This is a genomic window from Serratia sp. 1D1416, from assembly GCF_003641105.1.
GTDB classification, from domain to species: domain Bacteria; phylum Pseudomonadota; class Gammaproteobacteria; order Enterobacterales; family Enterobacteriaceae; genus Serratia; species Serratia ficaria.
Genome location: NZ_CP032738.1, coordinates 1,620,834 through 1,634,363, shown reverse-complemented (window position 1 = coordinate 1,634,363; position 13,530 = coordinate 1,620,834). Strand labels below are relative to the sequence as shown.

Annotated in this window: 11 protein-coding genes; 3 read left to right on the top strand and 8 right to left on the bottom strand. The window is 62.2% G+C overall.

Annotation, left to right across the window (positions count from 1 at the left end):
- From bcsA to bcsR, 3 genes are read right to left on the bottom strand one after another with little or no spacing between them, the layout of a single operon-like run.
- Nucleotides 1–2,604 carry a UDP-forming cellulose synthase catalytic subunit gene (bcsA, locus tag D7I37_RS07785; RefSeq protein WP_061797933.1) on the bottom strand — a complete coding sequence of 868 codons (2,604 nt, stop codon included), beginning with the start codon at nt 2,602–2,604 and terminating at the stop codon, nt 1–3.
- Nucleotides 2,601–3,338 (bottom strand): cellulose biosynthesis protein BcsQ, encoded by a 738-nt coding sequence (gene bcsQ / locus D7I37_RS07780; RefSeq protein ID WP_129543520.1) that lies wholly within the window; start codon nt 3,336–3,338, stop codon nt 2,601–2,603. Before bcsQ ends, bcsA begins: the two co-directional genes overlap by 4 nt.
- 3 nt (nt 3,339–3,341) lie before the next feature.
- Entirely contained in the window at nt 3,342–3,533 is a 192-nt protein-coding gene (gene bcsR / locus D7I37_RS07775) for a cellulose biosynthesis protein BcsR (protein ID WP_129543519.1), read from the bottom strand.
- A gap of 200 nt (nt 3,534–3,733) precedes the next feature.
- Between bcsR and bcsE the strand changes: the two genes are divergently transcribed.
- The 3 genes from bcsE to bcsG are packed head-to-tail and all read left to right on the top strand — an operon-like array spanning nt 3,734 to nt 7,141.
- Nucleotides 3,734–5,302, top strand: a complete 1,569-nt coding sequence (gene bcsE / locus D7I37_RS07770) for a cellulose biosynthesis protein BcsE (protein ID WP_129543518.1) — start codon at nt 3,734–3,736, stop codon at nt 5,300–5,302.
- Entirely contained in the window at nt 5,289–5,492 is a 204-nt protein-coding gene (bcsF, locus tag D7I37_RS07765; RefSeq protein WP_061797927.1) for a cellulose biosynthesis protein BcsF, read from the top strand. The genes bcsE and bcsF overlap by 14 nt, the downstream gene beginning before the upstream one ends.
- Nucleotides 5,489–7,141, top strand: a complete 1,653-nt coding sequence (gene bcsG, locus D7I37_RS07760; RefSeq protein WP_061797926.1) for a cellulose biosynthesis protein BcsG — start codon at nt 5,489–5,491, stop codon at nt 7,139–7,141. Before bcsF ends, bcsG begins: the two co-directional genes overlap by 4 nt.
- Nucleotides 7,142–7,386: 245 nt before the next feature.
- Here the strand turns inward: bcsG and dppF are convergent, their stop codons facing one another.
- From dppF to dppA, 5 genes are all read right to left on the bottom strand, one after another.
- Nucleotides 7,387–8,376: a dipeptide ABC transporter ATP-binding subunit DppF gene (dppF, locus tag D7I37_RS07755; RefSeq protein WP_061797925.1), complete on the bottom strand. Its 990-nt coding sequence runs from the start codon at nt 8,374–8,376 to the stop codon at nt 7,387–7,389.
- Nucleotides 8,373–9,353: a dipeptide ABC transporter ATP-binding protein gene (gene dppD, locus D7I37_RS07750; protein ID WP_061797923.1), complete on the bottom strand. Its 981-nt coding sequence runs from the start codon at nt 9,351–9,353 to the stop codon at nt 8,373–8,375. The genes dppF and dppD overlap by 4 nt, the downstream gene beginning before the upstream one ends.
- Before the next feature lie 15 nt (nt 9,354–9,368).
- On the bottom strand, nt 9,369–10,271 hold the full coding sequence (gene dppC, locus D7I37_RS07745; protein ID WP_061797922.1) for a dipeptide ABC transporter permease DppC: 903 nt from the start codon (nt 10,269–10,271) through the stop codon (nt 9,369–9,371).
- An 11-nt stretch (nt 10,272–10,282) separates the two neighbouring features.
- Entirely contained in the window at nt 10,283–11,302 is a 1,020-nt protein-coding gene (gene dppB / locus D7I37_RS07740) for a dipeptide ABC transporter permease DppB (RefSeq protein ID WP_061797921.1), read from the bottom strand.
- 168 nt (nt 11,303–11,470) lie between these two features.
- The gene (dppA, locus tag D7I37_RS07735; RefSeq protein WP_129543517.1) at nt 11,471–13,078 is read right to left on the bottom strand and encodes a dipeptide ABC transporter periplasmic-binding protein DppA; all 1,608 of its coding nucleotides are present in this window, start codon (nt 13,076–13,078) and stop codon (nt 11,471–11,473) included.
- Nucleotides 13,079–13,530 lie beyond the last annotated feature (452 nt).

The following is a 13,530-nucleotide window of genomic DNA, read 5'->3' as shown; positions in this document are numbered from 1 at the left end:
CTAACCCACTGTCTCTTTTTGAGAGAATGCCGGATCGCGACCGACGCCATGCGGAATAAATGACGCCAGCCAGGCGATCAGCGACGTCAAGCCGACCAGCAGACCACGCACCATCGGCGGGGCGTAATCCGCCATGCGCACATACCCCCGGAAACCCAGCGCCAGCACGTCGCGCAGGCTTTCGATCGGCTTGTCCTCAGGGAACCCGTCCTGCCACAGCGCCCAGGTATCGGCGCGGGCAAAGGTGCACTGAATAAAATCAATGTGTTCGCGGGTGGACAGCTCGACCAGGCGCACCCCCACCTTGCTGCCGAAGGCGCGCGTCACCACGCACGGGAAGCTGTATTCCTGCTGGCCGCGCTTGAGCAGCAGCGAAACCTTGTCGCCGTCTTGCAGGGCGTCCGCCACCCGCATCTCGATCCCCACGCCGCCATCGGAGTAATCGCGCAGCGTACAGGGGAACAGGTGCCCGTCGCCGCGCGCCACCGCGGCCGGCATGGCGATCTCCACGCGGTGCGACTGCCGCACCTGCTTGGCTTCGACCGCCACCGCCACCGCGCCGCCGAGAATGGTCATGTTATACAGCACCCACACCAGGCTGATGATCACCGTCATCACTTCATCGGCCGGGCCATAGCCCAGCCGCCAGATGCCGAACGCCAGCCCGGCCAGGTTCAGCACCACCAGGAACATGTAGGGCCGGGTGATCACCCAGTCGACGTGCTCCTCCTCCACCAGTCCGCCTTTGGCGGTGACGTTGAACTTGCCCTTGTGCGGGTTGAACAGCGCCACCGTGGTCGGGCGGGCGATATACCACGCCAGCACCGTTTCGTAGATTTCACTCCAGAACGAGTGGCGGTATTTGCCCTGGATGCGCGAGTTGGTCAGGCTGGCGTGGATCATGTGCGGCAGCACGTAGAGCGCGATCGCCAGCGCCGGCGCAAAGATGATGTAGGCGTGCAGCAACAGAAACGCCAGCGGCGCCGTCAGGAAGATCAAGCGCGGAATGCCCGACAGGAAATGCAGCATGGCGTTGGCGTAACACAGGCGCTGCGCCAGCTTCAGCCCCTTGCCCAGCAGCGGGTTGTCCAGCCGGAAGATCTGCACCATGCCGCGCGCCCAGCGAATGCGCTGGCCGATGTGCGCCGACAGGCTCTCGGTGGCCAGCCCGGCGGCCTGCGGAATGCGGATATAGGCCGAGGTGTGCCCGCGCCGGTGCAGGCGCAGCGAGGTATGGGCGTCTTCGGTCACGGTTTCCACCGCGATGCCGCCGATCTCGTCCAGCGCGCTGCGGCGCAGAATGGCGCAGGAGCCGCAGAAGAAGGTGGCGTCCCACATATCGTTGCCGTCCTGCACCAGGCCGTAAAACAGCGTGCCTTCGTTCGGCGTCTGGCGGAATCGCCCGAGGTTGCGTTCGAACGGGTCAGGCGAGAAGAAATGGTGCGGCGTCTGCAGCATCGCCAGCTTTTTGTCCTTGAAGAACCAGCCCATGGTCAGCTGCAGGAAAGAACGCGTCGGCACGTGGTCGCAGTCGAAAATCGCCACGAATTCGCCGGTCGCCTGCTTCAACGCATGGTTGATGTTGCCGGCCTTGGCGTGCTCATGGGTCGGCCGGGCGATGTACTTCACGCCGATCTCTTCGGCAAACGCCCGAAACTCCGGGCGATTGCCGTCGTCGAGCAGGTAAATGCCGATCTTGTCTTTCGGCCAGTCGATGCCCAGCGCCGCATAGAGGGTGGGTTTCACCACCGCCAGATCCTCGTTGTAGGTCGGCACCAGCAGATCGACGGTCGGCCAGCTTGCGCTGTCGGCAGGCAGCGGCACCGGCTGGCGGTTGAGCGGCCAGAGGGTCTGGAAATAGCCCAGCACCAGCACCACCCAGGCATAGGTTTCCGCCGCCAGCAGCAGCAGGCCGCAGGTCAGGCTCAGCGGATCATCCCAGTTGAGCGTGGCGGTGTAGCGCCACCACAGGTAGCGGCAGGAGACGGTCAGCGACAGCACGATCAGCATCAGGCCCGGCAGGCGCCCCGGCACGCGCCGCACCACCATCGCTATCCCCCACAGCAGCAGCACAAACACCAATTGCGCCGACAGGTCGAACGGCTGGGAGATGCACAGCAGGGCGAGGATCGCCGCCAGCACGCTCACCAGGACAAACAGCGCGCGCCGCATGCCGCGGCTCAGGCGGCTCAGGCGCTCCACCGAGCGTTGCTCGACGCCGGCGCCGGCCAAACGCTGCGGAATGCTTTGCAGCCAGTGGGCGTAGCGCAGCTGCAGCCGACGCCAGCCGGCAAAATAATGGCGCCCCATCGGCGCGCGGCCGCTGCGAAACAGCAGCAGCCACAGGCCCTGCAGCAAATAGCGTACCCCGTCCGCCGGTCGCGGCCGTTCGGCGGACAAATGCGGGAACCAATAGGCGCGGCCGGCGCGCACGCGCCGCCAGGCCGGGGATTCAAACCGCAGGAACAGCCAGCCGAGCGCCGCCAGCAGCGCGGTGAAAAAGGCGGTCGGCGCCGACGAGCCCTGGCGGCGATAGCCGCGATAGCGCGCCTGCACCGCCTGACGGACCGGCGGCACCAGCAGCAGGCTCAGCACCCGGCTCATGGCGCCTCGCCCTTCAGGTTGATCAGACACCAGTTGGCCAGCGTCAGCACTTCGTCCGCCGTCAGGCTTTCGGGGCGGTATTCTCCCAGCGGCTGCTTCACCGCCAGCGCTTCCGCCAGCGCCTCATCGCGATGGATCACCACCGGCAGCAGGCCGCTCAGGGTTTGCAGCCACAGCTGGTGCAGATCCTGCTGCAGCCGGCTGGCCGAGGAATAATGATTGATCAGGAAGCGGCAGCCTTCCGGCAGCGCCTGTTGATGAAGGCGCACCTGGCAGTTGGCGTCGGGGTTAAGCAGCACGAACACGCAGTCGGCAAGCCGCAGCGCCTGCTGCGCCAGCACGCCGTCTCCGGCGGGCGCGTCCAGCAGGATCCAGCGGTGCCGCGCGCCGGCAACCAGCTGCGCCAGGTTGTCTCGCCAGCGGCCGGGGTTATCCAGACACTGTTGCTGCACATCCAGCCGTTCCGCTGGGTTTAGGCGGCCAAAGGGCAAAAAATCGAGGTTTTCATCATAGCGCATCGCGCCTGCGGCCCAGCTTTCGCCGTCCCGCTCCGCGCGGGCCCAGCCGCGCGCCAGCTCGAATGGCGTATTGAAATGCAGACGCAGCAGGTTGTCCGGCGAGAAATCGATCGCCAGCACCGACTCCCCCAGTTGCCGCAGCGCCCAGGCGAGCGCCGCCGTGACCGACGTCGTGCCCATTCCGCCCCGCACCCCTTGCAGCGCAATCACCGGCATAGGTCAGCGGCTCCCCGTGGTCTGGGCCAATTCGGCCAACAGCGGCCAGCGCGTCATCATTTGCGACAAACGCTCCTGACGCGAAATATCGACGTAGCTTAATTTGGGTAAGGAAAAAGCCTGACCGAGGGCCACTAGATCGTCCTGAGTTTCCGGCGGTGCCACTGCGTGAAAGTGCGTCAGCGAATTATTCATTTTTCCGCCTTTAAAAAAATAGGCTAATGTTAATTAACTATAGCAACGTTAGAAAAAGATATAGCCAATAAGATGATTCCTAAGCGATATTATTACACAGATTGGCGTATTTGTTATTATTGATGCCAATGTTACAATTATTGAATAGCCATACCGAGTTGGCCCGCAACGACACTTTCAACGAAAGTAGAAAATATCCTATGGCGCAATCTTTTTCTTTAGGCATTCGGCAGATTTGGGAAGAGCTGTCTGTTATGCAGTCCCCGGGCCTTTATTGGGTCAATATCGACCGGCAAACCGACGCCGGTCTGCTCTGTCAGCAAACCCTGGCCGCCCAGGCCGCCACCAGCAAGGCCGCGCTGATTTGCAGCGGCGAGAAGCCCGACCGGCTGCTGGCTGAGCTCGCCTCTCCCGCCCTGAAAAAGCTGCCGCTCTACCAACTGCCGGAGAAAAAGGCCGCGCTGATGCACCTCATCGACGACCTGATGCGCGCGCTGAAACCACGCAACCGCTTGTTAATCCTGCTGGCCCACGCCAGCCTGTGGCAAACCTTCACCACCGAAGAGCTGCGCGACTGGTCGCGCGCCATCGCCGGCTGGCTGCGGCGGCAAGGCTGCACGCTGCTGATCCTCAGCCACGGCAGCGGCGTCAATAAACTCAAAGGGCAGCTCAGCGCCCAGCACCGCATACTGAACGGCCTGTCCAGCCTGCAGTGGCAGCAGGACAGCGCCCAGTATCTGGTGAACTGGTGGAGCACCGAAAACGGCATCAACGCCAACCAGCTGCTGACGCTGTATGCCGGCGAGCGCGGCTGGCAGGGCGATGAGGACGGCAAAAAGCCCTCGCCCACCGCCATCCGCAGCGATGAAGGCCACTATCTGGCCGAACGCAGCATTCTGGAGGGCGCGCCGCCGCTGTCGGCCAACTGGCAGCTGCTGGACAGCAACGCCCAGCTGGCGCAGCACGGCATGCTGACGCTGTCGGCGACGCTGATTTTCGCGCTGTACCAGAGCGATCAGATCGACGCACTGGCGCACCAAATTCACGGCCTGCGCCGCAGCCGCGGCAGCGGCCTGAAAATCGCGGTGCGCGAAATGAGCGCCAGCCTGCGTTACAGCGACGAACGCCTGCTGCTGGCCTGCGGCGCCAACCTGATCGTGCCGCACGTCGCGCCGCTGTCCCGCTTTCTGACCATGCTCGAAGGCATTCAGGGGCAACGCTTCGCGCGCCACGTTCCCGCCGACATCGACGTCCTGCTGGCCGGCCTGCGCCCGCTGCAGCTGAAAGGCTATATGCGGCCGCACGACTTCAGCCAGGCGGTGAGCTCGCTGATGGGCAATACGCTGCTGCCGGAAGACGGCAAAGGGGTGATGGTCGCGCTGCGCCCGGCGCCGGGGCTGCGCGCCGAACAGGCGATGACCCTGTGCCATCTGCGGCGCTTCGGCGACGTGATGACCGTGGTGCAGGGCAGGCTGGTGCTGTTCCTCTCCACCTGCCGGATCAACGATCTGGATACCGCGCTGAAGTTCATCTTCCGCCTGCCGGTGGACGAAGCCTTCAGCAACCGGGTGGTATGGCATCAGGATGTCGACATTATCTCGGAAATTAAACGCATGGCGCACGGCGGCGGGCCAGCCCCGGCGACGGAAGCCGTCGTCGCCGCGCCGCGCCAGAAGGCGGCCGCCGCCGAAGACGCGCCGGAGCGGCGCCAACCGGTCGCCTTCACGCTGGCGACCGGCGCACAGGAGGAAAAACATGCTGAACCTTAACGACATCGTGCAGCTGATCGTCCTGTGCGCCCTGGTGTTCATCCCGCTGGGCTACGCCTTTCACCGGCGTTTCCCGCACTGGCGGCAATACTGGCAAAACCTGTTGTTATCACCGCGCTATTTAAAATCTGCCGGGTTATGGGTGCGCGAAGGATCTTCATCTCAGATAAAAAGTAAGAAGCAGCCATGAAGCCAAACACGAATACGCAACCCGATCACTCCCTGTGGCGCTATTGGCGCGGCCTGGGCGGCTGGAACTACTATTTTCTGGCGAAATTCGCCCTGCTGTGGTTCGGCTACCTGAACTTCCACGCGTTGCCGAACCTGGTGTTCATGGCGTTCCTGGTGATGCCGATACCCGCGATGCGCCTGCACCGCTGGCGGCATTATGTGGCGATCCCCATAGGTATCGCGCTGTTTTATCACGACACCTGGCTGCCCGGCATCAACAGCATTCTCAGCCAGGGTTCGCAGCTGACCGGCTTCAGCGCCCAGTACCTGCTGGAACTGGTCAACCGCTTTATCAACTGGCAGATGATCGGCGCCGCCTTCGTGCTGCTGATCGCCTATCTGTTCGTGGCCCAATGGGTGCGCGTCACGGTGTTTACCGTGGCGGCGCTGGTATGGCTCAACCTGCTGAACATCGCCGGCCCGGCCATCTCGCTGTTGCCGGCCGCGACCGCCCCTGCGGCCCCCGCCGCATCGGCGACGCCGGCGGCGGCGGCGGTCGATAACGCGCCGGCCGACAGCCTGCCGCCGACCAGCGCCAACCTGACGGCCTATCTGAATCAGTTCTACGATCGGGAAAAAACCCGCGCCACCGCCTTCCCGGCGGCGCTGCCCGCCGACGCGCAGCCGTTTGACCTGCTGGTGATCAACATCTGTTCGCTGGCCTGGGCCGACATGGAAGCGAGCAACCTGCAAAATCATCCGCTGTGGTCGAAGATGGACATCATGTTCGACAACTTCAATTCCGCGACCGCCTACAGCGGCCCGGCGGCCATTCGCCTGCTGCGCGCCAGCTGCGGCCAGCCGTCGCACCACGATCTGTATCAGCCGGTGAATCAGCAGTGCTATCTGTTTGATAACCTGGCCAAGCTGGGCTTCAAGGAACAGCTGATGCTGGATCACTCCGGGGTATTCGGCAACTTCCTGAAAGAGCTGCGCGAGCAGGGCGACATGCAGGCGCCGCTGATGTCGCAAGCCGGCATCGGCAACGAACTGGCCTCGTTCGACGGCGAACCCGTTTACAACGATTTGGAGCTGCTCACCCGCTGGCTGGATCAGCAACAGAAGGCCGGCGACGGCGCCCGCAGCGCCACCTTCTTCAACATCATCCCGCTGCACGACGGCAACCGCTTCGTCGGCTCCAACAAGAGCGCCGACTACGCGCCGCGGGCGCAGAAGCTGTTCGATCAGTTGAACACCTTCCTCGACCAGCTGGAGAAATCCGGCCGCAAGGTGATGGTGGTGATCGTGCCGGAACACGGCGCGGCGTTGGTGGGCGACAAGATGCAGATGTCCGGCCTGCGCGATATCCCCAGCCCGAACATCACCCATACCCCGGTCGGCATCAAGCTGGTGGGCATGGCCGCACCGCACCAGGGCGGCCCGCTGCAGGTCAAAACGCCGAGCAGCTATCTGGCGCTGTCGGAACTGGTGTCGCGGCTGGTGGACGGCAAGGCGTTCACCGCCCCCGGCGTCGACTGGCAGGCGTTGACCCAGGGATTGCCGCAAACGCCGGTTATTTCTGAAAATGATAACGCCATCGTGATGAAATATCAGGACAAGACCTATATTCGGCTGAACGGCGGCGACTGGGTGCCTTATCCGCAATAACCCCATCGGGCAATAAGCGAAGCGCGCCGCCGGCGCGCTTTTTTATTTGCTGAGCCGCCAGTTAAATAACCTGCTTATTATTTCCATGTAAATCTTATTTCAAATAAGCCGCCGTCGGCATGTGATTAGGCACAGCGCCCAGATAAATATAATCAACCAGGTCGCGGCAATAACCCGTTGATAAAAACCGAATAAAAAAAACGCCGGCATCGCGCCGGCGTTTGCATAGGGCATCGGCGGGGCCGTCAGGCGCCGGGATGCTCGTCCTGATCGACCGCGAAACAGGCCACCATCTGGTCGCCATACCGCTTCAGCTGCGGCTGCAGCTGGGTGCAGGTGCCGAAGGCGCGACGGCAGCGGGCGTTGAACGCACAGCCCGGCGGCGGGTTCATCGGGCTCGGCAGCTCGCCGGTCAGCTTGATGCGCTCGCGGCGCATATCCGGGTTCAGCCGCGGCGTCGCCGACAGCAGCGCCTGGGTGTAGGGGTGGCGCGGGTTGTTGAAGATCGCGTCTTTGCTGCCCTTCTCCACGCAGCGGCCCAGGTACATCACCATCACTTCGTCGGCGATATGCTCCACCACCGACAGGTCGTGCGAGATGAACACGTAAGACAGCCCCAGCTCCTGCTGCAGGTCCATCATCAGGTTCAGCACCTGCGCGCGCACCGAGACGTCCAGCGCCGACACCGGCTCATCGGCGATCACCACGTCCGGGTTCAGCATCAACCCGCGGGCGATGGCGATGCGCTGGCGCTGGCCGCCGGAGAACATGTGCGGATAGCGGTCGTAGTGCTCGGTCTTCAGGCCGACCTTCGCCATCATCGCCAGCGCCTTCTCGCGCCGTTCGGCGCCGCTCAGCGAGGTGTTGATCAACAGCGGCTCCTCGAGGATCTGCCCGACCTTCTTGCGCGGGTTGAGCGATCCGTAAGGATTCTGGAACACGATTTGGATCTTCTGCCGCCGCAGCTTCTCGGCGGTGACGTCCGGCTTCAGCAGATCTTGCCCCTGATAATACAGCTCGCCGCCGGTCGGCACTTCGATCATCGTCAACAGACGGCCGAGGGTCGACTTGCCGCAGCCGGACTCGCCGACCACCGCCAGCGTCTTGCCGCGCTCCAGGGTAAAGGAGACGCCGTCCAATGCCTTGACCAGCCGCTCCGGCGCGAACATGCCCTTTTTGACCGGGTAATGCTTCTTCAGGTCGATCGCCTGCAGTAAAGGTTGATTCTGGCTCATACGGTCGGCCTCCCCGCATCATCCAGCGGTGTGTGACATTTAACCTGACGGCCGGGAATGCTGCGCAGTTCCGGCTCCTCATTACGGCAGCGCTCATTGGCGTACGGACAACGCGGATTGAGCAGGCAGCCGGTCGGGCGATCGTATTTGCCCGGCACCACGCCCGGCAGCGAAGCCAGCCGCGCCTTGTCGGCGGCGAACTCCGGCAGCGCGCGCAGCAGCGCCTGGGTATAAGGATGGCGCGGCGCGCGGAAAATTTCCGCCGCCTTGCCGGATTCCACCACCTGGCCGGCGTACATCACGATGATGTGGTGCGCGGCCTCGGCGACCAGCGCCAGGTCATGAGTGATCAGCAACAGCGCCATATTTTCGCGCTGCTGCAGATCCAGCAGCAGCTCGATGATCTGCGCCTGGATGGTCACGTCGAGCGCGGTGGTCGGTTCATCGGCGATCAGCAGCTTGGGCCGGCAGGCGATCGCCATGGCGATCATCACGCGCTGGCTCATGCCGCCGGACAGCTGATGCGGGTAAACGTCCAGCCGCGAGGCCGGATCGGGAATGCCCACCTGGTTCAGCAGGTCAATGGCCCGCTGGCGGCGGGTGCGGCGATTGCCGCCCTGATGCACCTTCAGCGCCTCCATGATCTGGAAGCCGACGGTATAGCACGGGTTCAGGCTGGTCATCGGGTCCTGGAAGATCATCGCCACTTCGGAGCCGACCAGCTGGCGACGTTCCTTCTCGGAAATTTTGCGCAGGTCCTGGCCGTTGAACTCCAGCTTGTCGGCCATCACCTTGCCGGGGAAATCGATCAGCCCCATGATCGCCAGCGAGCTGACGGACTTGCCGGAGCCGGACTCGCCGACAATGCCGACCACCTGCCCTTGATCCACGCTGTAACTGATGCGGTCTACCGCGCGGAACGGGGTGCCTTCGTCACCGAAGTGCACCGAAAGCTTGTCTACATTCAATAACGCCATCTCTCTCGTCCTCTGTTACTGCTTGAGTTTGGGGTCGAGAGCGTCACGCAAGCCGTCCCCCATCAGGTTAAATGCCAGCACCGTCAGCAGGATCGCCAGGCCGGGGAAGGTCACCACCCACCAGGCGCTTTGCGCGAACTGCAGTACGTCGGAGAGCATGGTGCCCCACTCCGGCGTCGGCGGCTGCGCGCCCATGCCGAGAAAGCCGAGGGCAGCCATGTCCAGAATGGCGTTCGAGAAACCGAGAGAGGCCTGAACGATCAAGGGCGCCAGGCAGTTTGGCAGTATATTGATGAACATTTGGCGCAGCGCGCCGGCGCCCGCCACCCGCGAAGCGGTGACGTAGTCGCGGTTCACTTCCACCAGCACCGCCGCGCGCGTCAGGCGCACGTAGTGCGGCAGGGCGACGAAGGTCAGCGCCAGCGAGGCGTTGACGATCGACGGCCCGAATACCGCCACCAGCACCAGCGCCAGCAGCAGGCTCGGCAGCGCCAGCATGATGTCGACGACGCGCATGATAACCGCGTCCACCACGCCGCCGAAGTAGCCGGCCAACAGGCCGAAGATCACGCCCATGATCAGCGACAGCACCACCACCAGGCAACCGACCAGCAGCGATAGCCGCGCGCCGTACATCAGGCGCGACAGCACGTCGCGGCCCACGTCGTCGGTGCCGAGAATATATTGCCAGCTGCCGCCGTCCTGCCAGACCGGCGGCTTGAGCAGCGCGTCGCGGAACTGATCCGCCGGCGCGTGCGGCGCCAGCACGCCGGCGCCGAGGGCGATCACCAGCATGATGACGATATACACCAGGCCGACCACGGCCCCTTTATTGCGCTTGAAATAGTGCCAAAACTCCTGGAACGGGGTCATCGGCTTCGGCGCACCTTTAACTGCAGACTCAGTGATTTGAGACATGAGAGCGCCCCTTATTTCTTGTGGCGAATACGCGGGTTGACCACGCCGTAGAGCACGTCTACCAGCAGGTTAACCAGAATGATCATACAGGCGACCAGCAACACCCCGCCCTGCACCACCGGGTAATCGCGGCGCTGCAACGCATCGATCAGCCAGCGCCCCAGGCCCGGCCAGGAGAAGATGGTTTCGGTCAGAATGGCGCCGGCCAGCATGGTGCCGACCTGCAGCCCAATCACCGTCACCACCGGCAGCAGCGCGTTGCGCAGCGCATGCACCACGATCACCCGCATGCGGCTCACGCCCTTGGCGCGCGCGGTGCGAATGTAGTCTTCGCCCAGCACTTCCAGCATCGAGGAGCGGGTCATGCGCACAATCACCGCCAGCGGGATGGTGCCCAGCACGATGGCCGGCAGGATCATGTGCATCACCGCGTCGGCGAAGTCGCCCGGCTCGCCCCAGATCAGGGTGTCGATCAGCATAAAGCCGGTCAGCGGCAGCGTATCGTCCAGGAACACCGTGTCGCTGATGCGCCCCGACACCGGCGTCAGGTTAAGCTGCACCGACACCAGCATGATCAGCATCATGCCCCACCAGAAAATCGGCATCGAATAGCCGGTCAGCGAGATGCCCACCGCGGTGTGATCGAATATCGAACCCCGCTTGACCGCCGCCAGCACGCCGACCGGAATGCCGACCAGCACGGCGAAGATCATCGCGCAAAAGCCCAGCTCCAGGGTGGCCTGGAAACGCGGAACGAATTCGCTCCAGACGGAGATGCGGCTTTTCAGTGAGGTGCCCAGATCGCCCTGCAGCACGTTGGACACGTAGGAGAAATACTGTTGGTAGAGCGGCTTGTCCAGCCCCATTTCCGCCATCAACTGCGCATGGCGTTCTGCGGAGATCCCGCGTTCCCCGGCCATGATGGTCACCGGGTCGCCGGGGATCATATGGACGAATGCAAAAGTCAGCAACGTTATGCCGATAAACGTTGGGATAACTAACCCCAAACGTCGGAGTATGAACTGCAACATATCCCGAACTCTCTGTATCAATGCCCGGCAGCTCATCGTCCGCCAGGCTTATTAAAGCTCACACACTATGAACAATCCTGGTGCCATACGCCGGAGACTGGCCAGCAGGGGCGCAACCTGTTGCGCCCCTGCAAGTCCATTCGTGCGTCTCCGGTTTAACGGTCAGAATCAGTCTAAAGAGACATTCTCAAAGTGATGCTTACCAAGCGGATCCACGACGTAGCCCTTCACTTCCTTACGAACAGGTTCGTACACGGTGGAGTGAGCGACAATCAGCGCCGGAGCCTGATCGTGCATCACCACCTGAGCCTGCTTGTACAGTTCGATGCGTTTGTCGTGGTTGGATTCGGCGCGCGCCGGTTGGATCAGATCCTCGAACGGCTTGTAGCACCAGCGGGAATAGTTGGAGCCGTCTTTCGCCGCGGCGCAGCTGAACAGCGTGGCGAAGAAGTTATCCGGATCCCCGTTGTCGCCGGTCCAGCCCATCATCACCGTCTGATGTTCGCCCGCCTTGGCGCGCTTGAGGTATTCCCCCCACTCATAGGTCACGATTTTAGCCTTCACGCCGATCTTGGCCCAATCGTTCTGGATCATTTCCGCCATGCGGCGAGCGTTCGGGTTGTAGGGACGCTGTACCGGCATCGCCCACAGGTCGATGCTGAAACCATCGGCCATGCCCGCTTCTTTCAGCAGTTCTTTGGCCTTGGCCGGATCGTAAGCGTAATCCTGCACCGCGTCGTTATAGCCCCACATGGTCGGCGGGATCAGGTTTTTGGCCGCCTGGCCCGCCCCCTGATACACCGCGTCGATGATCGCCTGCTTGTTGACCGCCATGGTCAACGCCTGGCGCACCTTCAGGTTATCCAGCGGTTTTTTCTCGACGTTGAACGACAGATAACCCACGTTCAGCCCCGGCTGTTCCATCAGGTTGATGGTTTTGTCCTGCTTCATGCGGGCGATATCGGCCGGGTTCGGGTACGGCATCACCTGACATTCGTTTTTCTGCAGCTTGGCGTAACGCACCGAGGCGTCCGGCGTGATGGAGAACACCAGGCGGTCGATCTTCGGCTTGGTGCCCCAGAAACCGTCAAACGCCTTGTAGAGGATCTTGGAGTCTTTCTGGTATTGCAGCAGCTGGAACGGACCGGTGCCGATCGGGTTCAGGTCCACCTTCTCCGGCGTGCCGGCCTTCATCATCGCGTCGGCGTATTCGGCGGACAGGATAGAGGCGAAGTCCATGCCCAGGTCGGCCAGGAACGGCGCCTCCGGACGGGTCAGCACGAAGCGCACGGTGTTGTCGTCCACCTTCTCGATTTTCGAGATCAGCTTCGGCATGTCCATGCCTTCGAAGTACTCGTAGCTGCCGCCGGACACTTTGTGGTAGGCGTTATTCGCGTCCAGCTGACGCTCGAAGGAGAACACCACGTCGTCGGCGTTGAAGTCGCGGGTCGGTTTGAAGTTTTTGCTGCTCTGCCACTTCACGCCTTTGCGCAGGTGGAAGGTGTAGGTTTTGCCGTCTTCGCTGACGTCCCATTTCTCAGCCAGGCCCGGCTGCAGTTCGGTGGTGCCGACTTTGAATTCGACCAGGCGGTTGTAGATCGGTACCGAGCTGGCGTCGTAGGTGGTGCCCGAGGTGAACAGCTGGGGGTTGAACCCTTCCGGGGAACCTTCAGAACAGTAGACCAAGGTTTTGGCCTGTACGCTGGCCGCGACGGTCAGTGCGACCAGCCCGATGCCGAATTTCAGAATCCCTGATTTACCCAAGGAATTTGTCATCGTTAGTGCTCCATTGTGTGATGTGATGTGTGTATACCCAGCGGCTGGAAAGCCATGGGTAGTGACTGCCAGAACCCTATATTTTTTATTGCGCGGCCTGTGCAGTCGGGCGCCCGAAGGCAGAAGGAGCAATGGCGCGAGAACGCCGGATGGAACGCATCGCAGCGGGGACGTCTGAGCGCGTGGAATTCACTCAAACTGCTCTCGCTCTTGCCCCTGAGGCTACCAAATTGCCAACTGTTTGGGGTGTCGTCAATATAACCAGTGGGGATTTACGCAGACTGTGAGAAACAGCAAACAAACATAAAAAAAACCTTTTTTTAACAGTTGCAGCATTAAAATTTATGCTAAGCGGTCATTTTTAGTTCAATGGTCTAAGTCACAACAAGTTACTGGTTTTTAACTCCGTTAAAAAACTAAAAAAGTTTGTTGCTGAATGATGAATATCTGAA